We start from the raw sequence: 21032 nt of genomic DNA, 5'->3' as shown, positions 1-21032 counted from the left end.
CGCGTAAAACGCGCGGCGCGGGTTTATTGTACACTTACCCTAACAAACTATGTTCGAAACTTTTATAAAGCGACCAGTGCTGTCGCTTGTTATCTCATTGATAATTACCATGCTGGGTGTGCTGGCGTTGATAACGCTGCCTGTTACCCAGTTTCCTGATATTGTACCGCCATCGGTAACAGTAACGGCCAACTACACCGGTGCCAATGCCGAGGTATGTGCCAAAGCCGTAGCAACTCCGTTGGAGCGTGCCATTAACGGTGTGCCGGGGATGACCTACATGTCGACCGTTTGCAGTAACGATGGCTTAACGGTGATCCAGATCTACTTTAACGTTGGGGTTGACCCCGACCAGGCCGCGGTGAACGTTCAAAACCGCGTAGCCACCATTATTGACGAAATGCCGGAAGAAGTGATCAAAGCCGGTGTTACTACAGAAAAAGAAGTAAACAGTATGCTGATGTACCTGAACATCATGAGCCAGGACACCAGCATGGACGAAAAATTTATTTATAACTTCACCGATATCAACGTTTTACAGGAACTTAAACGAATTGATGGTGTAGGCCGTGCCGAGATCATGGGCGCTAAAGAATACTCTATGCGCGTATGGCTTAAACCCGACAGAATGATGGCCTACAAGGTATCAACCGATGAGGTGATAGATGCCATCCGTGCCCAGAACGTAGAGGCCGCGCCGGGCAAAACCGGCCAAAGCTCGGATAAAACCCCGCAAATGCTGCAATATGTATTGCGCTACCCGGGCAAATTTTTTGAGCCTAAACAATATGAAAATATTGTGATCCGCGCCGAGGAAGACGGTTCGGTATTAAGATTGAAAGAAATTGCTGATGTTGAATTCGGTTCCCTAACCTACAGTATGGTTTCCAATACTGACGGCAAGCCTTCGGCATCAATCATGATAAAACAACGCCCCGGTTCTAATGCCCGCGAGGTGATCAATAACATTAAAACCCGCATGGCCGAGCTTAAGGAAAGCTCATTTCCGGCCGGGATGACCTTCAACGTAAACTATGATGTATCGCGCTTTTTGGATGCATCAATACATGAAGTATTACGTACGCTGGTTGAGGCTTTCATCCTGGTTTTCATTGTAGTATTCATTTTCCTGCAGGATTTCCGGTCGACACTGATCCCGGCTTTGGCGGTCCCGGTAGCCCTCATCGGTTCGCTGTTTTTTATGCAGATGCTGGGGTTCTCCATCAACCTGCTCACGCTCTTCGCATTGGTGTTAGCCATCGGTATTGTGGTGGATAACGCAATTGTAGTAGTGGAAGCCGTACACGTAAAAATGACCGAAAACCACATGAACGCCATGGATGCCACCGTAAGCGCCATGCGCGAGATCAGCGGTGCTATTGTGGCTATTACGCTGGTCATGTCGGCGGTGTTTGTGCCGGTTGCCTTTATGTCGGGGCCTGTTGGGGTATTTTACCGGCAGTTTTCGCTTACGCTGGCTATTTCCATTGTGATATCGGGCGTCAATGCTTTGACGCTTACCCCCGCCCTTTGTGCTATCATGCTGAAACATAGCCCTGCTTCAAAAAAGAAAAGTTTGATGCAGCGCTTTTTTGGCGGTTTCAATAAACGGTATGATGGATTACAGAACAGGTATTCAACCTTCATGACCTATCTGTCGCCGCGCAAGGGTATTACTTTGATATTGCTGGCGGGTTTCTTTATCCTCACCTGGGGAACCAGCGCTATTTTGCCAACGGGCTTTATCCCAACTGAAGACCAGGGTATGCTTTACGTGAACGTAACCACCCCGGCAGGTGCTACAGTTGAGCGTACCGAACAGGTGCTGAAAGAGATCGAAGCCAAAACCAAATCGATGAAATCTATAGAATCGGTTTCAACCCTTTCGGGTTACAGTTTGGTGAATGAGATTGCCGGTGCGTCGTACGGCATGGCCATGATCAACCTAAAACCATGGGATGAGCGCAGTGAATCATTGGATGATATTATTGCCGAGCTGACCGCAAAAACCAAGAATATCGGCGATGCTTCTATCCAGTTCTTCCCCCCGCCTACCGTGCCGGGCTTTGGTAACGCCAGCGGTTTCGAGATAAGGGTACTTGATAAAAGCGGCCAGGGCGATTTGCAGAAAGCTGCCGATGTAACCAAAAACTTTGTAAATGCGCTTAACGCTTCGCCGGAGATTGCCGGAGCATTCACCAGCTTTGACCCCAACTTCCCGCAGTATATGATCTCTGTCGATCAGCAAACAGCGGCCCAAAAGGGCATTACGATTGATAAAGCCATGTCGACCCTGCAAACATTGATGGGGAGTTTCTATGCTTCCAATTTTATCCGTTTCGGGCAGATGTATAAAGTGATGGTACAGGCCTCGCCCGAATACAGGTCGCGCCCCGAGGATGTTTTAAACCTGCAGGTTAAGAACGATAAAGGCGAAATGGTGCCGTTCTCCACATTCATTAAAATGGAGAAGGTTTTCGGCCCCGAACAGCTCACCCGCTATAATATGTATACATCGGCCATGGTTACCGGCGATGCAGACAAAGGCTTCAGCAGCGGCGATGCCATTAAAGCCATTGAACGTATTGCTGCCGAAAAACTGCCGAAAGGCTATGCCTTTGAATGGTCGGGTATGACGCGTGAGCAGATCCTATCCGGTAACCAGGCTATTTACATTTTTGTGATCTGTTTGATCTTTGTTTACCTGTTGCTGGCTGCCCAGTATGAAAGCTTTTTGCTGCCGCTTCCGGTTATCCTTTCATTGCCTACCGGTATTTTCGGCGCGTTTTTCTTTCTGAAAATCACGGGACTCGAAAACAACATTTATGCCCAGGTGGCACTGGTAATGCTTATCGGCTTGTTAGGTAAAAACGCCATCCTGATAGTTGAGTTTGCTATCCAGCGGCAAAAAGAAGGATTGAGCGTGCTAAAAGCCGCTATTGAAGGTGCAGTATCCCGTTTACGGCCAATCCTCATGACCTCGCTGGCATTCATTGCCGGTTTGATACCGCTTTGCGTAGCAAGTGGCGCCGGTGCAATGGGTAACCGGTCGATAGGTACCGCTGCTGCCGGAGGTATGCTGATGGGAACTATTTTCGGATTGATCCTTATTCCGGGTTTATATGTCATCTTCGCGGGTTTGGCCGAACGCAATAAAAAGCAAAAACCAGCCACAGAAGTAGCTCACCATGAGCTCGATATCGTTAATAATTAATCAAGATTTGCAATGCTAAAAAAAGCAATTTTCTATATACTCCATACAGCACTTTTGATGGTAATCATGACCGGCTGTAAAAGCTACAAACCGGTCACGGGACAGGAAGTGGCCGCTAATTTGCCATTATCATTCAATAACAGTACTGATACGGCAACAATTGCAGCCTTACCAATAGGCCAGTTTTTTGCCGATCAGAGGCTCGTTAACCTGATTGACACAGCCCTTAAAGCAAACCCTGATTTGTTAAGCGCCCTGCAAAGGGTTGAAGCCGCGCGGGCCAATCTACGGTTCAACGCCTCAAAGCTTTTACCTACCATAAACCTGGCCGCCAACGCAGGGGTTGAAAAATATGGTGATTATACCCAAAACGGCGTAGGTAATTACGACACCAATTTTTCAAATAACATCAATAGCGATCAGCATATCCCCAATCCTGTACCTAACTATTTCATGGGTTTTCAAAGCTCATGGGAGGTTGACCTTTGGGGTAAGCTAAACAACCAAAAAAAGGCCGCTTTTGCCCGTTTCATGGCCAGTCAAAGCGGATATCGCCTGGTAACAACCGCACTTACAGCCCAAATTGCAGGGCTCTATTACCAGTTACTGGCTTACGATACCGAATTAGGCATCATCAAAAAAAATATCAGGTTACAGGAACACGCCCTGGAGATCGTTAAAATCCAAAAACTGGGTGGCCGCGCTACGGAGTTGGCTGTTCAACAATTTGAGGCGCAGTTGGCCCGAACCAAAGGTTTGGAGTTTACCACCCGCCAGCAGATCACCGAAACCGAAAATCAGCTCCGCTTTTTAACCGGAAGTTATACCGGAACGGTAACACGGGATACTTCTATCATGAAAACGAAACTACCAGTGGTTGTTGGTACAGGAGTTCCATCGCAAATGCTGTTAAACAGGCCGGATATCCGCTCTGCCGAACTGGAGCTTACCGCCATGAACGCGGATATCAAAGCGGCAAGGGCAAACTTTTTCCCCACTTTAACTTTAACTCCGTATGTTGGCTATAATAGCTTCAGAGCAAACCTGTTATTCGATCCCGCTTCATTTACTTATGGTATTTTAGGAGGTATCACCGCCCCTATTTTTAACCGCAAGGCTATCAAAGCAGAATATGAGCGGACTATAGCCGAGCAGAAAATAGCGGTTTACAATTATCAAAAAAGTATCCTGTCCGGTTTCCAGGAAGTGAAAAATAATTTGAGCGGGATAGAGAATTTTAACCGCGCTTTTGAATTTAAACAACAGGAGCTGCAATCGCTAAACAATGCCTTGTCTGTAGCCAACGATCTATACCTTGTTGGCCGGGCCAATTATTTAGAGATCATCACAGCCCAGCGCAGCGTACTTGACGCCGAGCTTGAACTGGCCGGTATTAAGCGGGATATTTTCTTAAGCTCGGTTAATTTATACCAGGCTGTGGGCGGTGGTTGGAGATAAATAGATTTTTATCAAACAAAAACAGGCGCTTGCAAGCGCCTGTTTTTGTTTGGAAGGAACTTTCTGAAACTTTTTAAAGCGAGAGAATGCGCGATTCCCCTCTTGAGAGGGGTGTATGGGTGTGTTTCGCCATGCGTAAAAATAAACGCTGCATAAACACACCCCTGCCAACGCTCTTTTCTTCGCGCCCCCTCTCAAGAGGGGAATTTTAAACACACCACACCCGTCACAAATCCGTTACACAAGTCAAATTACATCGCAATAATATTAACCAGTAGTATAAATTGCTTAATATAGTGGTTCCGGTGTTTACCAAACGAAGCACCGGTTGACTGACTAATACTTAAACAATTAACACAAATGATCAAACTTTTAAAGCATGCATTGATCACTCCATCAATTGCTGTACTGGCGTTTAACGCGGTTGCCCAAACCGCCGCGCAACCAAAGCTTATTGAAAAGGTTACCCGTAAGGGAACCGAGCTGGTGATCCCCTATGAAAAATATGTATTACCTAATGGCCTTACGGTTATTTTGGCCGAAGACCACTCCGATCCGCTGGTTCATGTGGATATCACCTATCACGTAGGTTCGGCACGTGAGGAGATCGGTAAATCGGGCTTCGCCCACTTTTTTGAGCACATGATGTTTCAGGGGTCAGATCATGTAGCCAATGGCGATCATTTTAAGATCATCACCGAAGCCGGCGGTACCCTAAACGGTTCAACTAACCGCGACCGTACCAACTATTATGAAACCGTACCCGCCAATCAGCTGGAAAAAATGCTTTGGCTGGAGTCGGACAGGATGGGCTTCCTGCTCGATGCTGTCACCCAACAAAAATTTGAGGTGCAGCGCGCAACCGTAAAAAACGAACGCGGGCAAAACTACGATAACCGCCCATATGGTTTAGTTAGCCAGTATGCATCAAAAACACTTTATCCATACGGCCACCCCTATTCATGGCTTACCATTGGCTATATTGAGGAGTTGAATAAAGTAGGCGTAAACGATCTTAAAAACTTTTTCCTGAGATGGTACGGCCCTAATAATGCCACGCTAACCATTGGCGGCGATCTTAACCCAAAACAAACCTTAGCCTGGGTGAGCAAATATTTCGGCGGGATCCCAAGAGGGCCTCTGGTAAAGAATATGTCTTTACCCGCACCTGTGTTAAAGGCCGACAGGTATGTATCCTACACGGATAATTACGCCAAGTTCCCCTTGTTATCTGTAAGCTATCCGGGCGTAAAGATCTATGATAAAGACATGTCGCCTCTTGATGCTTTATCAGCCATCATCGGCCAGGGCCGTAACTCTATCTTTTACAAAAACTTTGTAAAAACCCGTAAGGCGGCACAGGCCACCATGAGTTCATCCAATACCGAACTGGCCGGTGAGATCAGCATGCGGGTTATACCTTTTCCGGGGCAAACTTTAGCTGACGCCAAGAAACTGATAGATGAATCCTTAGCCGAGTTTGAGAAAAAAGGCGTAAGTGACGATGACCTGGCCCGCTTTAAAGCCACTGCCGAAGCCGATTATATAAACAGTTTATCGAGCGTAAGCGGTAAAGTATCAGAACTGGCACAGGCGCAAACTTTCACCGGTAACCCTAACCAGATCGGCCGCGAACTGGCTGCTATCCGGGCGGTAACCAAAGAGGATGTGATGCGCGTTTATAACCAGTACATTAAAGGTAAACTGGCGGTAATATTAAGCGTGTTGCCTAAAGGCGGTAACCTGCAACCTGTAGCACCCGATAATTTTACTGTTGATACCACAGGTTACAAAGCACCGGATTATGGCTATAATGGTTTAACCTATCACAAGCCTAAAGATAGTTTTGATCGTGCTGCAAAACCGGGCGTTGGCCCTAACCCGGCCATTAAAGTTCCGGCTATATGGTCGGCCAATACACCAAATGGCATCAATATCATCGGTACTCAAAATAACGAGATCCCATCGGTATCTATGTCGATCTCTATTAAAGGCGGTGGTTTGTTTGCCATCAACAACCCATCAAAAGCGGGTTTGGCAGGTATTGTCGGCCGTATGATGAATGAAGAAACCCAGAAATACACTGCCGAAGATTTCAACTCCGAACTGGATAAACTGGGCAGCAGTATCACTTTTTATGCCAGTTTAGATCAGATTGATGCTGAGGTATCGTCGCTTACCAAAAACCTGGGCAAGACAATGTCCCTGCTCGAAGAAAGGTTATATCACCCGAAATTTACCCAGGACGCGCTCGACAGGATCAAGAAGCAAACTTTGGAAGGCTTTAAACAAGCTAAAACCCAACCTGCAGGCGTAGCCAGCACAGTTTACAGCAAAATCCTTTATGGTACCGATAACGTACGCACTTACGCCGCGGGCGGTAATGAAGAAACTGTTGCAGGTATAACATTGCAGGATGTTCAGGACTATTACGATAAAAACTTTTCGCCATCGTTAACCAAAATTGTTGTGGTAGGCGATGTTAGCGAGGCATCTGCAAAAAGCGCGCTCGCTTTCCTCAATACCTGGAAGGATAAAAAGGTGACCATCCCGGCTCCTGCTGAGGGTAAAACATTTGATAAAACCACTTTATACCTGGTTGATATCCCGGGCGCGGCACAATCTGAAATCCGTATCGGATATTTGGATAAACTAAACTATGATGCAACAGGCGATTATTATAAGCTGAACATAGCCAACTACATTTTAGGAGGCGCTTTCAATAGTCACATCAATCTTAACCTGCGTGAGAAAAAAGGCTGGACATATGGTGCCCGTTCATCTTTCAGTTCGGGTAAATATGGCGGCGACTTCACCGCTTCGGCCGGCGTATTGGCTACGGCTACCGATAGCTCGGTGGTTGAGTTTATGAAGGAGATCACCAACTACCAAAAAACCGGGATTACACCCGAAGAATTGAAGTTCACCCAAACTTCTATCGGCCAGAGTGATGCCCGTCGTTATGAAACCAACGCGCAAAAAGCGGCGTTTTTATCGCGCATCCAGGAGTACAGCCTTAAACCTACTTTTGTTGACGAGCAAAGCAAGATACTATCGACCATTACTCCCGCCGAGATCAATGGGCTTGCTTCCAAATACCTCAATCCCGACAACATGATCATTTTGGTTGTTGGGGATAAGGCAAGGATCTATCCGGGCCTGCAAAAACTGGGCTACCCGATTGTTGAACTTGATGCCGATGGCAAGCCAAAACAATAAATTAACATAACAACTGGCGGATAAAACCCTTATACCTTAACCGGTATAAGGGTTTTTATTTTAAAAATCAATCATTTATAATAAAGCTACAACCCTACGGGTGTTGTTTACACCATTGCTTTGCAACTGAAAAGTTACTATTCAAAACCTATTTACTAACATTGATTTAACCTAAATTGAATACATAAAGTTCAATTTTGAAAGGTTGATATGGTGCTTATGGCAACTGCCAAAGCCGGTGGTGTTAATATTTTAAGTTTTAACTATTTGAGTGCAAGCAGTGCACCGGCCTTGTAATGGCACAATAATATCCCAACAGGAGCATGTGAATGCGTATTCCTGTTTCTTTTAGTTCCCCTAAATCTTTCCGGTTTTAAAATTTAAGCAGCGTAAACGCATTTGCTATGCATTGTATCTATCTATCATAAAAAACAACATTATGAAAATTAACAACTTACTTATCGGCCTGGGCTTAGCTTTAACCTTTGCCGGATGTTCCAAAGACCTTAAAAACTCGCCTACTCCACCAAAAACCGGCGATACTACAGCAAGCCCACCTGCCCCGGTTCCTTATTCCATTACCGAAGGTTTTGAACAGGGAAGCAAAACCGCCTATGCAGCAGCCGATGTAACCCTAAGCACCGGAAGCTGGAATTTTAGCGACGCCCTGATAGGCAATCTCGCTGCCGACCTTAAAGATGGCAGTAAATCTGTACGGCTCCGTACCGGGGATATCGCGATGAATTTTGATATCAAAGGTCTTACTACTTTATACATTAAACACGGTAAATATGGCAGCGATGCCACATCGACCTGGCAGTTGCTAATGTCGACAGACGGCGGGGCGAATTACACGCAGGTAGGTACCGATATTACTGAAACCAATACCACCCTGGTAACCGACTCATTTAAAGTGAGCGTTACGGGTAAAGTTAGGTTTGAGATCAAAAAAGCAGGCACAACCCGCATCAATATTGATGATATTACCTTTAAGGGTACCGGCGATCCGGGCATTACCGTTGGCATACCAGATACGGGCGGCAGCGATACTACCGGCACATCAAATTCAGCAACACCGAGGGATGTTACTGCCGGCGCCGATGCGCCTCCTGTAAGCGGCGATAACAGCAACCTGCTTTTCGGTAACCCATCAAATGCCCTTTCAACACTGGCATCTAAGGATAACTACCTGATAGACCAGAAGTATTATGTAGAATCATACAACGCTACCAAAGGCGAACCAAACTGGGTAAGCTGGCACCTTGACGCGACCAATACCACCAATGCGACTGGCCGTTTGGATAATTTTGCCGGCTGGAGCGGGATCCCTGCCGGCTGGTACCAGGTTGAGAGCAACAGCTATTCGGGCAGCGGGTTCGACAGGGGGCATAACTGTCCCTCGGCCGATCGCGCCAGTTCAACCAACGCTAACTCATCAACCTTCCTGATGACCAATATGATACCGCAGGCGCCTCAAAATAACCAGCAAACCTGGGCCAATCTTGAAAATTACCTGCGCGAACAAGTGGCGGCCGGTAACGAGGTTTACATAATTATGGGCAGCTATGGTACAGGGGGTACGGGTTCAAACGGAACTGCCAGTACCATCAATAATGGCCACGTGAATGTACCGAGTAATGTCTGGAAAGTCGCCCTGATCATCCCCAAAGGTGACGGCGACGTTGCGAGGGTTACCGCTTCAACCAGGGTTATCGCGATAAACACCCCTAATGTTAACACCATCAACTCCGACTGGACCAAGTACATAACAACTATCAAGGATATTGAAACAGCAACAGGTTATACCCTGCTCTCAAGCCTGCCAACTGCGGTTAGAACAGCGCTTGAAGTTAAGGTAGATACCGGAGCCTCGGGAACATAAGAAATTGGTAATTGAAAAAGGAAGCCGGGGGTATATAATATTTCCGGCTTTTTTATTGGCTTTTTCGCGGGTGTTCAATTTTTGAAAAAAGGGGTGTTCAACTTTTTGCTATCAATTTTCACAACTAACTGATTATCAATATAAAGATGTTCAATTTATGCTATTAGGGATTTCTCGACATTTATAACACATTGATTATCAATGGATAAAATTTAGACAAAAACAACAAGTGTTCACACTTTTAAAAATTGAACACCTGGTGTTTGTGTGAGTTTTGTTAATTCTGAAGCTATCGGGAAACAGGATCAATCCACTCCTTTTACATTCATTTTAAAGGTGTAAACTGCCTTTGATGCTGTTATAAATAATACATCCTTGTTTTTTCCGCCAAAACAGATGTTGGCAGTCCACGGTTCATCGATATCTATGTGCCCAATCTTTTCGCCTTTAGGGTTAACTATGGTAACTCCTTTACCGCACATATAAATATTGCCATGCTCGTCAATCGTCATGCCATCGCAACCCATAGCGATAAACAGGGTGCGGTTGGTTAATGTACCATCCTTATTAATATCATAACGATAGGTTTTGTTATCGCCGATATCAGCCACATACAAAGTCTTACCATCAGGCGTACCGATGATACCGTTAGGCCGTACAAACTTATCATCAACCATTACCGCAGGTGCTTTTCCTTTGGCCAGGAAGTATAATTTTTGTCCGTCGAGGTCGGGTTGCTTGCGGGTCCAGTAATCACGCTGATAGTATGGATCGGTTATATAGATGCCTCCGTCCGGGCGTACCCAAACATCATTAGGGCCGTTAAACTTATGCCCCTCATAGTCTTTCAGCAAAACGGTAACCTTTCCTTTGGGGCTGATAGACCAAAGCTGATCATTGGCATCGGCACAGCTAATGAGGTTGCCTTTCTTATCAAAATACATTCCGTTTGAGCGGCCCGCGCTATCCAGGAAAACAGAAAGCTTACCATCGGTATCATACTTCCAGATCTTGTTGTTGGGCTGATCGGTAAAAAACACATTGCCTTTTTTGTCAACAGCTGGCCCCTCGGTAAATGAGAATTGTTTGGCAACCAATTGGGCTTTGGTATTGGGATCGTAAAGGCTTGCATCCGTTTGGGCAAATGCCTTAACCGACAGGGCCGATATCAACAGAATAAGAGCAGGTAGTTTCTTCATCGCTTTTGGAGTGTTATAATGGTTTTGCTAAAGTAACACGTTTTTAAGACCGATTATTTTAAAGGGGTAAAATATTTGATACAAGTAGCGGTTTTGTAGGATTGAAGAGTTGACTTAACTTTCATTTACCACTATTCAAAATCTCTTTAAAAAGAACTCATTAAAAACCTTACTTTTGCACCTTTATTAAAATACCGTACATCACATGAGTATTGCATTATCCGAACAGGAGATCATTCGCCGCAAATCTTTACAGGAGCTACGTGCACTGGGAATTAACCCTTACCCTGCCGAAGCTTTTAATGTTAACGCCTGGGCACAGGATATAGCCGATAATTTTAAGGATAAACCCGAGGCCTACCAGGATGTTGTAATTGCCGGCCGCATCATGACCCGTCGTATTATGGGCAGCGCTTCTTTTGCCGAACTGCAGGATTCAACCGGTCGTGTGCAGATCTACCTGAAACGCGATGATATTTGCCCTGGCGAGGATAAGACCTTATATAATACTGTATTCAAAAAACTGCTGGACATTGGTGACTACGTTGGCGTAAAAGGCTATGTGTTCCTCACTCAAACGGGCGAGATCTCGGTTCACGTACGTGAGCTCGTTGTGCTTTCAAAATCTCTGAAACCGCTGCCAGTTGTTAAGCGCGAAGAGGACGGAACTATCCATGATGGTTTTACCGACCCTGAACTGCGTTACCGCCAGCGTTACGTGGATTTAACCGTTAACCCGGATTACAAACAGATCTTTATCAATCGCTCGAAAGTGATCAGCGCTATGCGCGGTTACTTTAATACCCAGGGATGGATGGAAGTGGAAACCCCTATTCTGCAGCCTGTGCATGGTGGTGCAGCGGCCCGTCCGTTTGCTACGCACCATAACACGCTGGATATGCCCTTGTTTTTACGTATTGCCAACGAGCTTTACTTAAAAAGGCTTATCGTTGCCGGCTTTGACGGTGTTTATGAGTTTGGCAAAATGTTCCGCAATGAGGGCATGGACCGCACCCACAACCCGGAGTTTACTGCCATGGAAATTTATGTAGCTTATAAAGACTATATATGGATGATGGCTATGGTTGAGGAATGCCTGGAAACTGTTGCCAAAGCAGTTCACGGAATCCCGGTTGTGCAGGTTGGCAGCAATGAGATCAACTTTGCAGGCCCGTACGAAAAATTATCGATGTATGACTCGATCCTGAAATACACCGGTATTGACGTATCTGCAATGGACGAAGCAGGCTTACGCGAGGTTTGCGAAGAACTAAAAATAGAAGTAAACCCAAGCATGGGCAAAGGCAAACTGATCGACGAGATTTTCAGCGCTAAAGTTGAGCATCACCTGATCCAGCCTACTTATATTACCGACTACCCTATCGAAATGACCCCTCTTGCCAAAAAGCACCGTACTAAAGAAGGTTTGGTTGAGCGTTTTGAGTTATTCGTAAATGGTAAAGAGATAGCAAATGCTTACTCGGAGCTGAATGACCCTATCGACCAGCGTGAGCGTTTGGAAGAGCAGCTGATCCTGGCCGGTCGCGGTGATGACGAAGCTATGGCCATGGATGACGATTTTTTACGTGCGCTTGAATATGGCATGCCGCCAACATCTGGTTTAGGTATCGGTATCGACAGGCTGGTAATGCTGATGACCAATCAAAGCACCATCCAGGAAGTATTGTTCTTCCCGCAAATGCGCCCGGAGAAAAAAGCTAAAGTAGCTACCGCCGATGATTTTATAAATATTGGCGTACGAGCCGAATGGGTACCGGTATTGAATAAAATGGGCTTTAATACCGTTGAAGAATTAAAAGCAGCTAACCCCAACAAGGTATTTAATGATCTTGGCGGGATGCGTAAAAAACTAAAACTCGATATTACCATGCCAACCAAAGAAGAGGTAATGGCTTGGTTTGAATAATTGAACCTTGATTTGTAGGATTTTCGGATTACCCTGATATTTAATAATGGCCTGCTTCGTGCAGGCCATTTTAGTTTATAATCAATCGTAAAATCTTTCAATCAAGAAAATCAACGCAATCAGCGTAATCCCTCCATTCAGCGGTTATAATTTCTTAACAAAAGCTTAAAAAAAATAATACTTTCATTTAAAAAGAGTTAGCTATTATTGTAATAAACATATATTACAAATATCATGACCAACTCAATATTAGAGATCACCGAAAACGAATACCTGATCAAACTTAACAGGAGCAATTTTAACCTGTCGTTCATCAGGAGTTTATTGAAACTTGTTGAAGTGGCCAATCCGTCTGAAGAATCTGAATATTCATCATACACAGACAGCTACGTTCAGCCTTATCAAAACCATTCAGCAACGCCTGATTATTTCAGCGCCATTGAAGAAAAATAAAAGGGACGCGGTTTTCGCGTCCCTTTTATTTTTATCCCTTTTTCTTACCTGTTCTTTTTCTTAGAACTGACGATATCCACCTCTTACTACTTGCTTATCCATTTGAGCTAATTGGCCTTTCATCATTTTAATTTGTTCGGTAAGCAATTTGTTCTTATCATCTTTTGAAGCTTCTGACAAATACATTTGCGCCTCGCGCTTGTTACGCTTAGCCATTGAAATGCCGGCCAGGCTCAACTTCGCCAAAGCTATATTGTGCGACATTTTCATACCCAGCGACAGAGCTTTCTTAAAGTATTTCTCTGATTTCATTGGCGCCTTGCGTGATTCGATCAAACCGATCAGCAAGTTGTAGTAACCGTGCTGGTTTTTGTGAAGCTGTTTTTCGTAATCGGTAATTTTCAACAACCATACTTCCGACTTTTCAGAATTTTCCTTACGTAAAAAATACTGGGCGATGATCATATTCTCGTTAAAGAAGAAGCTAAGCAGTATAACACCGCCCATTAACAGAACAAAAATACCCCATCCCCAAAAACCGAATGCACATAGCGCAACCGCCGCACCCATCACTACACAAGCAATAACTAACCGAACAATATTTGACATAATTTTGTGATACTAATATTAGCGCAAATATCTGTTTATTTGTACGCTTAATCAACTTCTATCTAAATATTTATGGCGATTGCATTACCACCATCATGGCTTGAGGTTTTACAACAGGAATTTGACAAACCTTACATGATAAAACTTAAACAATTTTTAAAAGAAGAGCAGCAATCAGGGCAAGTTGTTTATCCCAAAAACGGCGAAATTTTCAATGCTTTCAATACTACACCTTTTGATGATGTTAAAGTTGTTATATTAGGGCAGGACCCTTATCATGGCGCTCACCAGGCCCATGGTCTTTCCTTTTCAGTACAAAAGGGCATTGCTATTCCCCGATCATTGATAAACATTTACAAAGAGCTGCAAAACGATATTCCCGGATTTAAAATCCCCGCACATGGCAACCTTGAAGAGTGGGCCCAACAGGGTGTATTACTGCTTAATGCCACCCTTACTGTTAGAGCAAGCAGCCCTGGTTCGCACCAAAAAAGGGGCTGGGAAGAATTTACAGACGAAGTGATCAAAACCATCTCAGATAAAAAAGAAGGCATCGTATTTATATTGTGGGGAGCCTTCGCCCAATCAAAAGCAGTTTTGATAGACGAAAAGAAACATTTTATTATCCGCTCCCCACACCCTTCACCATTCTCCGCTGACCGCGGTTTTTTCGGCAGCAAACCGTTTTCAAAAACTAACGAGATATTGAGAAAAGAAGGTAAAAAAGAGATTGACTGGCAAATACATTGAGCGAGAGACAAGACGCCAAGAGTCAAGAAACAAGGTTTAAAAAAGTCTGAAAATAAAAAGAGTCAAGAAATAAAAGATATTTAACCCTTCTTCTTGACTCTTGATTCTTATAGTCTTACCTCTTATGTCTAATACTCCAGCGGCACTATAGGCTCTTTTTTACTGGTAGACATGATCATCATTGTTTGGAAGGTTTTCACCACGGTAATGCGGCTGATCTTTTCCATAATGAGTTGCTCATATGATTTGATATCACGAACGTATACCTTCAGCAAAAAATCACACTGGCCGGTTACGTGATGGCACTCGGTTACCTCTTTAATGTTCTTGATCTCATCTAAAAAAGTTTGAATGGTATTTTTCTGATGAAAATCAAGCGAGATCTGGATAAAGGTTTTGATACCTAATCCTAATTTCTCTTCATCTACCAGGGCATGGTAGCTTTTAATGTATTCGGCGTTCTCAAGTTTACGCACGCGTTCAAGAGTAGGTGCAGGTGAAAGCCCTATCTCGTTAGACAGCTGGAGGTTGGTTATCCTTCCGTTTTCCTGTAAAATCTTGAGTATCTGTAGGTCTATTTTATCTAATTCGGCGGCCATAGTTGTATGCAAATATAGTATTTTCCTCGCTTCGCAAAATTTAATTTTTCTTTAAAGTACTTCAACGAAAACATATTTCCTAACGTTTATTTTTTTAGATTAATCTAAATTTTTTATTAGATTTGTTTAAATGAATACTTTAGCCGAGGAAAATTACTTGAAATCCATCTATCATCTTACTGAAAATGATGGAAATGGGAATGCAAGTACAAATCAAATCGCATCCTCCCTAAATACCAAAGCATCTTCAGTTACCGACATGCTAAAAAAGCTTGCCGAAAAAGCGCTCATCAACTACGTCCCTTATCAGGGCGTAAGCCTAACCCCCTCCGGCGAAAAAATAGCCATAGGCATTATTCGCAAACACCGGCTGTGGGAGTATTTTTTGGTTGAGAAGCTTAATTTTAAATGGGACCAGGTACACGACCTTGCCGAGGAGATGGAACATATTTCATCCCAGGAGCTTATTGACCGCCTTGACCAGTTTATGGGTTATCCCAAACATGACCCGCACGGCGACCCGATACCGGATTGTAATGGCCGTTTTGACACACACGAGTTAAAACCGGTTTCGGCCGTAACAGTAAACCAATGTGGTATAATCTCAGGCGTTCGTGACCATAGTTCATCTTTTTTACAATACCTCGATAAAAAACAGCTTACCATCGGCTGCAAAATAATGATCACTGATATTATTGAATATGACCATTCGGTAGTGGTACAAACCGGCAATAAAGAAGTGCATATCAGCCGCGAAGTAGCCAACAACTTGCTTATAGCCCTATGAACAATACACACAACGAATCTTTAGGCAATGTACACGGATCAGTAACCACCGAAAACAAAAACGGCTGGCGTAAGCTGATGGCTTTCCTGGGCCCGGCTTACCTGGTGAGCGTAGGGTATATGGATCCTGGAAATTGGGCAACGGATATCGCAGGCGGCAGTGCTTTTGGATATAAGCTGATCTGGGTATTGTTTATATCCAACATGATTGCCCTTCTGCTGCAGTCACTGGCAGCCCGGTTGGGGATAGTGCGCGGGCTCGACCTTGCACAGGCTTCCAAAAATGCCTATCCTCGTTTTGTAAACCTTTGCCTGTATATACTGGCACAAATAGCCATTATAGCATGTGACCTGGCCGAAATTATCGGCATGGCGATTGGGTTAAAGCTGCTGTTTCACCTGCCGTTAATCTGGGGTGTATCGCTTACCATTACCGATACCGTGCTAATGCTCTACCTCATGAATAAGGGTATGCGCAAACTCGAGGGCTTTATCATTTCGATGATCTTTATAGTCGGTCTCTCCTTTTTAGTCGAAATGTTTATCGTTAAACCCGATGTAATAGAGGTAGCAAAAGGTTTCATTCCCGGCAACCTATTTAAAGGTGATAAAATAAGCCAGCAAATGCTTTATATAGCTATAGGCATTATTGGCGCTACGGTAATGCCACACAACCTGTATCTGCATTCATCACTGGTGCAAACCCGCCAAATAACACGTACCGAAGAAGGCTTCAGGGCGGCGATTAAGTTTAACCTTTTTGATACGGTTATAGCCCTTAACCTTGCTTTTTTTGTAAATGCGGCTATTTTGATATTAGCAGCAAGCGCCTTTTTCAGGAATGGTTATTTTGAAGTAGCGGAGATCCAGGATGCATTCAAGCTGCTGGAGCATATTTTCGGTGCAATAGCGCCTACTTTATTTGCAATAGCGCTCATTGCCTCGGGGCAAAGCTCAACCATTACCGGTACACTTGCCGGGCAAATCATTATGGAAGGGCATATTAACCTGCGAATAGAGCCCTGGTTACGCCGCCTGCTTACCCGTGTATTGGCTATTGTACCAGCAGTGTTCACCATACTTTTTTATGGCGAGGAAGGTTTAGGAAAACTCCTGATCTTAAGCCAGGTTGTATTAAGCCTTCAGTTGGGTTTTGCGGTAATCCCACTCATCCATTTCACCTCCGACCGGAAAAGAATGGGCAAGTTTACTATCAATTTCCAAACAAGGGCATTGGCCTGGGCAAGCGCCGTGTTAATCGTTGCCTTAAACGCCAAACTGGTATACGAACAAATTGGCGATTGGGTAAATACCACATCCTCACCGGTTTGGATCTATGCTATTGTGGTTCCGAGTGTTATCGGAATTGGAATTTTGTTAATCTATGTTTTTATACGTCCGTTGCTGTTTAAACATTATGACCGACCTACTTTTGTACCACATGGTATAGCGAATGCCATCACCGAGCTGGATGCCATAACTTACAGCCGCATCGCCGTAACAATTGACTTTTCAAAAAATGACACCGAATGCCTGCGCCATGCCATTATGCAGGGTGGAAAAAAGGCAGGTTATACATTGATACACGTTGTTGAAACTGCCGGCGCCCGTTACTATGGCGGCCAGGTGCTGGATAATGAAACCCAGATTGACTTTGATAATCTTGACAAATACGTGTGCACCCTAAAAAACCTTGGCTACAGCGCACAAGGCCAGATTGGCTACGGCAACCCGGCCAGTGCTATTGCCGAAATTGTGAAAGACGAGAATGTTGATTTCATTGTCATGGGCTCGCATGGGCACAAAGCTTTGAAAGACCTCATATTTGGCACCACTGTAAACTCTGTAAGGCACAAGGTTAATGTGCCAGTACTGGTGGTAAAGCCACAGTCAAACTAATTTTGTAAGTTTGCGGCTGAATAATTATGAGCCAGGATAACATCTATATAAAAAATAAAAAAGCCTACTTTGAGTATCATATACTTGATAAGTATGTGGCAGGCATACAGTTGCTCGGTACCGAGATCAAGTCGATAAGGCAGGGGAAGGCTAACATTAATGACGCTTTTTGTACATTTATTAATAATCAGTTATATGTACGCAACCTGCATATCTCTGAATATTCATTCGGCTCGTTCTATAACCATGAAGCCAAGCGCGACCGTATCCTGCTGCTAAATAAAAAAGAACTCAAGAAACTCCAGACCCGTGGCGAAGAACGTGGATTAACTATAGTTCCGCTGGCACTATTTATCAGCGAGCGCGGCTTTGCCAAACTTGAAATTGGCCTTGCACAAGGCAAAAAGACATATGATAAACGCGAAACCATGAAGGAGCGCGATACCAAAATTGAACTGGACAGGGTGATGAAAAGATAGTCGCCCCCCCAGCCCCCTAAAGGGGGAGGTTAAGTGCATAATTGATCAAATATTGAAATAATAACAAGGCCCGGGTTTAAAAATCCGGGCCTTGTTGCTAACATGCTGCTAATCAAAAGTTCCCCCTTTAGGGGGTTAGGGGGCGATTTACCAGGCTTTATCCCCTACCAAAGGCACAAACCTGAAGGTATCCAGCACAATCTTTTCATAATCGTTTTCACCTACCTTTAAAATTGTAACCATTTTTTGGGTTTCCTCATCACCAACCGGGATAACCAGGATACCGCCTATTTTTAATTGCTTTAACAGCACGTCGGGTACGGTAGGCGCTCCGGCAGTTACAATGATCTTATCATAAGGTGCGTGTTCGGATATCCCAACAGAGCCATCTCCCAGGAAAAAACGGGCATTGTAACCCATTTCATTGGGCAGCACATATTTGGTGCGGTGATAGAGCTTTTCCTGGCGTTCAATAGTGTAAACATTAGCTCCCAGTTCAAGCAGGATACAGGTTTGATACCCCGAGCCTGTGCCTATTTCAAGAACTTTATCCCCTTTACGGATATGCAGTAATTCGGTTTGATAGGCCACAGTATAGGGTTGCGATATCGTTTGCCCTTCGCCTATCGGGAACGCAATATCCCTGTAAGCCTGGTTCCAGAAAGTTTCATCAAAAAAACAATGACGTTTTACCTTACCAATAGCCTCTAAAACGTGTTCGTCGCCAATTCCCTTCTTTCTCAAAACATCCACCAGCCTTTTACGGGCACCCTGTTCGCGGTAATTATCAGTATACTTGTAAGCCATTTTCAAAGGCAAAGTTAATACGAATTTTCACACAATTTACCCAACAAGCATCATTTACGGGGTTTTGGACCCTGGTAGTTATTTATGTGCTTCATTAGTACAAATTTAAAATTCAATTTTATCAATAATGAAACGCATGGTCTAAAAACACGACACGCCGAACAGTTTGCCCGGCGTGTCATGTTTTTATGTAATTAAGAATTTATACCTCCCTGTTACTATCCCACTTCTCTAAATAATCGGCCACACGCCTTACAAACGAGCCACCCAAAGCTCCATCTACTACGCGGTGATCATATGATAATGAAAGGAACATCATGTGGCGTATAGCGATCATATCGCCTTCTTTTGTTTCAATAACAGCCGGTTTTTTCTTGATAGCGCCAACAGCTAAAATGGCAACCTGTGGCTGGTTGATTATCGGTGTACCCATTACGTTACCAAATGAGCCAACGTTGGTAATGGTAAATGTGCCGTCTTTTACATCATCGGGCAATAACTTGCCGCTGCGTGCACGGTTCGCGAGGTCATTAACGGCTTTTGTTAAACCAACAAGGTTAAGCTCATCTGCTTTTTTAATTACCGGTACAATCAGGTTACCGTTTGGTAAAGCCGTAGCCATGCTGATGTTGATAGCCGCTTTTTTAATGATCTGAGTACCGTTAACAGATACATTGATCATTGGAAAATCCTTGATCGCTTTCGCTACTGCCTCAATAAATATAGGCGTAAAGGTTATTTTTTCGCCTTCACGTTTTTCAAAGCTGTTCTTTACTTTTTCGCGCCATAACACCAGGTTAGTGACATCGGCTTCGACAAATGAGGTAACATGCGGCGATGTTTGTTTGCTCATCACCATGTGATCGGCAATCAAACGGCGCATCCTATCCATCTCTATGATCTCATCACTGCCGGATACAGAAACAGCCGGAGCAGGCTGCTGCTCAACAGGGGCAGCTTTTGGCGTTTCCGTTTTTGCAGGTTCTGGAGCCGCAGTAATTATTGGTTGCGGCGCCGGTTCATCAGCCGGTCGTGCTTCTTTAGCAGGCTCAGCAGTTTTTATAGGTTGCCCGGCAGTTTGAGTAGTAAACGACTCAACATGAGCTGACGGATGCGTATTTGGAACTGATGAAGTTTTTGCCTGCAGATAGTTCAGCAGGTCGTCTTTGGTTAAACGGCCATCCGACCCCGTCCCGGGGATGCTGTCCAACTCCCCGATACTGATACCTTCCTGTGTGGCAATATTTCTTACAAGGGGCGAATAAAAACGCCCTTCGGATTTAAATACCGGAGCAGCAGGCGAACTTTTTTTCTCAAGCTGATCAATACCAGGGATATTGGATAAATTTTCGGGCTCAGGAGCTTTTACAGTTTCGGTAAACGGAACGGTTTCGTGATAAGTTGAGTTTGCTATTTTCGGTTCTTCGGGAGGTTGTGGCGCAACCTCTTCAGACTGGGCAACTATCGGTGCAGTTTCAGGCTCATCAGTTTCAATTATAGCTATAACCGCGCCTACCTGTACAACATCATTTTCTTTATACAGTTGTTCAACTAACTTACCTGCTACAGGCGAAGGTACATCAGAATCGACTTTATCGGTAGCGATTTCCATTACCGCGTCATCGGCATTTACCTTATCACCCGGATTTTTAACCCATTTGATAACGGTTGCCTCAGCAACGCTCTCCCCCATTTTTGGCAATAACAGCTGGTATCTGGCCATACAGTAGAATATAGTTTAACCCCAAAAT

The 21032-nt window shown here is 44.4% G+C and carries 15 protein-coding genes; 10 read left to right on the top strand and 5 right to left on the bottom strand.

Translation table 11 applies throughout. From position 1 onward, the window contains the following. Window positions 1-49 precede the first annotated feature (49 nt). The 4 genes from ABID99_RS08565 (at window position 50) to ABID99_RS08550 (ending at window position 9773) form a co-directional block, all read left to right on the top strand. A complete protein-coding gene (locus ABID99_RS08565) occupies window positions 50-3214 on the top strand; it encodes an efflux RND transporter permease subunit (protein ID WP_091162712.1) in 3165 nt (1054 codons plus the stop codon). A 12-nt stretch (window positions 3215-3226) separates the two neighbouring features. Continuing rightward, window positions 3227-4672 (top strand): TolC family protein, encoded by a 1446-nt coding sequence (locus tag ABID99_RS08560; protein WP_373613438.1) that lies wholly within the window; start codon window positions 3227-3229, stop codon window positions 4670-4672. Between the two features lie 360 nt (window positions 4673-5032). Next, a complete protein-coding gene (locus ABID99_RS08555; RefSeq protein ID WP_373613437.1) occupies window positions 5033-7891 on the top strand; it encodes a M16 family metallopeptidase in 2859 nt (952 codons plus the stop codon). A 439-nt stretch (window positions 7892-8330) separates the two neighbouring features. Then, window positions 8331-9773, top strand: a complete 1443-nt coding sequence (locus ABID99_RS08550) for a DNA/RNA non-specific endonuclease (protein WP_373613436.1) — start codon at window positions 8331-8333, stop codon at window positions 9771-9773. Window positions 9774-10078: 305 nt separating this feature from the next. Here ABID99_RS08550 and ABID99_RS08545 read toward each other — a convergent pair whose 3' ends face one another. Next, window positions 10079-10972 (bottom strand): SMP-30/gluconolactonase/LRE family protein, encoded by an 894-nt coding sequence (locus ABID99_RS08545; RefSeq protein WP_373613435.1) that lies wholly within the window; start codon window positions 10970-10972, stop codon window positions 10079-10081. 205 nt (window positions 10973-11177) lie between these two features. Between ABID99_RS08545 and lysS the strand changes: the two genes are divergently transcribed. Both lysS and ABID99_RS08535 read left to right on the top strand, forming a co-directional pair. Then, window positions 11178-12899 (top strand): lysine--tRNA ligase, encoded by a 1722-nt coding sequence (gene lysS / locus ABID99_RS08540; protein ID WP_188832554.1) that lies wholly within the window; start codon window positions 11178-11180, stop codon window positions 12897-12899. Window positions 12900-13133: 234 nt separating this feature from the next. Then, the gene (locus ABID99_RS08535) at window positions 13134-13352 is read left to right on the top strand and encodes a hypothetical protein (protein ID WP_090527160.1); all 219 of its coding nucleotides are present in this window, start codon (window positions 13134-13136) and stop codon (window positions 13350-13352) included. Between the two features lie 60 nt (window positions 13353-13412). On the opposite strand, the gene ABID99_RS08530 is transcribed toward ABID99_RS08535, so the two are convergent. Then, window positions 13413-13961, bottom strand: a complete 549-nt coding sequence (locus ABID99_RS08530; RefSeq protein WP_090527157.1) for a hypothetical protein — start codon at window positions 13959-13961, stop codon at window positions 13413-13415. Between the two features lie 72 nt (window positions 13962-14033). Between ABID99_RS08530 and ung the strand changes: the two genes are divergently transcribed. Then, the gene (gene ung, locus ABID99_RS08525; RefSeq protein WP_373613434.1) at window positions 14034-14711 is read left to right on the top strand and encodes a uracil-DNA glycosylase; all 678 of its coding nucleotides are present in this window, start codon (window positions 14034-14036) and stop codon (window positions 14709-14711) included. Between the two features lie 128 nt (window positions 14712-14839). Here the strand turns inward: ung and ABID99_RS08520 are convergent, their stop codons facing one another. Then, window positions 14840-15310: an Lrp/AsnC family transcriptional regulator gene (locus ABID99_RS08520; protein WP_022832833.1), complete on the bottom strand. Its 471-nt coding sequence runs from the start codon at window positions 15308-15310 to the stop codon at window positions 14840-14842. Between the two features lie 130 nt (window positions 15311-15440). On the opposite strand from ABID99_RS08520, the gene ABID99_RS08515 reads away from it, so the two are divergent. The 3 genes from ABID99_RS08515 to smpB are packed head-to-tail and all read left to right on the top strand — an operon-like array spanning window position 15441 to window position 18474. Further along, a complete protein-coding gene (locus tag ABID99_RS08515; protein WP_373613433.1) occupies window positions 15441-16097 on the top strand; it encodes a metal-dependent transcriptional regulator in 657 nt (218 codons plus the stop codon). Continuing rightward, window positions 16094-17995 carry an Nramp family divalent metal transporter gene (locus ABID99_RS08510; protein WP_188832555.1) on the top strand — a complete coding sequence of 634 codons (1902 nt, stop codon included), beginning with the start codon at window positions 16094-16096 and terminating at the stop codon, window positions 17993-17995. Before ABID99_RS08515 ends, ABID99_RS08510 begins: the two co-directional genes overlap by 4 nt. Window positions 17996-18021: 26 nt before the next feature. Continuing rightward, the gene (gene smpB / locus ABID99_RS08505; RefSeq protein WP_090527145.1) at window positions 18022-18474 is read left to right on the top strand and encodes an SsrA-binding protein SmpB; all 453 of its coding nucleotides are present in this window, start codon (window positions 18022-18024) and stop codon (window positions 18472-18474) included. Between the two features lie 147 nt (window positions 18475-18621). Here the strand turns inward: smpB and ABID99_RS08500 are convergent, their stop codons facing one another. Then, a complete protein-coding gene (locus ABID99_RS08500) occupies window positions 18622-19281 on the bottom strand; it encodes a protein-L-isoaspartate(D-aspartate) O-methyltransferase (protein WP_373613432.1) in 660 nt (219 codons plus the stop codon). A gap of 202 nt (window positions 19282-19483) precedes the next feature. Beyond that, a complete protein-coding gene (locus tag ABID99_RS08495; RefSeq protein WP_373613430.1) occupies window positions 19484-21004 on the bottom strand; it encodes a 2-oxo acid dehydrogenase subunit E2 in 1521 nt (506 codons plus the stop codon). Window positions 21005-21032 lie beyond the last annotated feature (28 nt).

The sequence above is a fragment of the Mucilaginibacter sp. OAE612 genome, assembly GCF_041806395.1.
GTDB classification, from domain to species: Bacteria; Bacteroidota; Bacteroidia; order Sphingobacteriales; family Sphingobacteriaceae; genus Mucilaginibacter; species Mucilaginibacter rubeus.
Note: the sequence above shows the minus strand (reverse complement) of the source record. Positions and strands in the feature narration are given on the sequence as shown.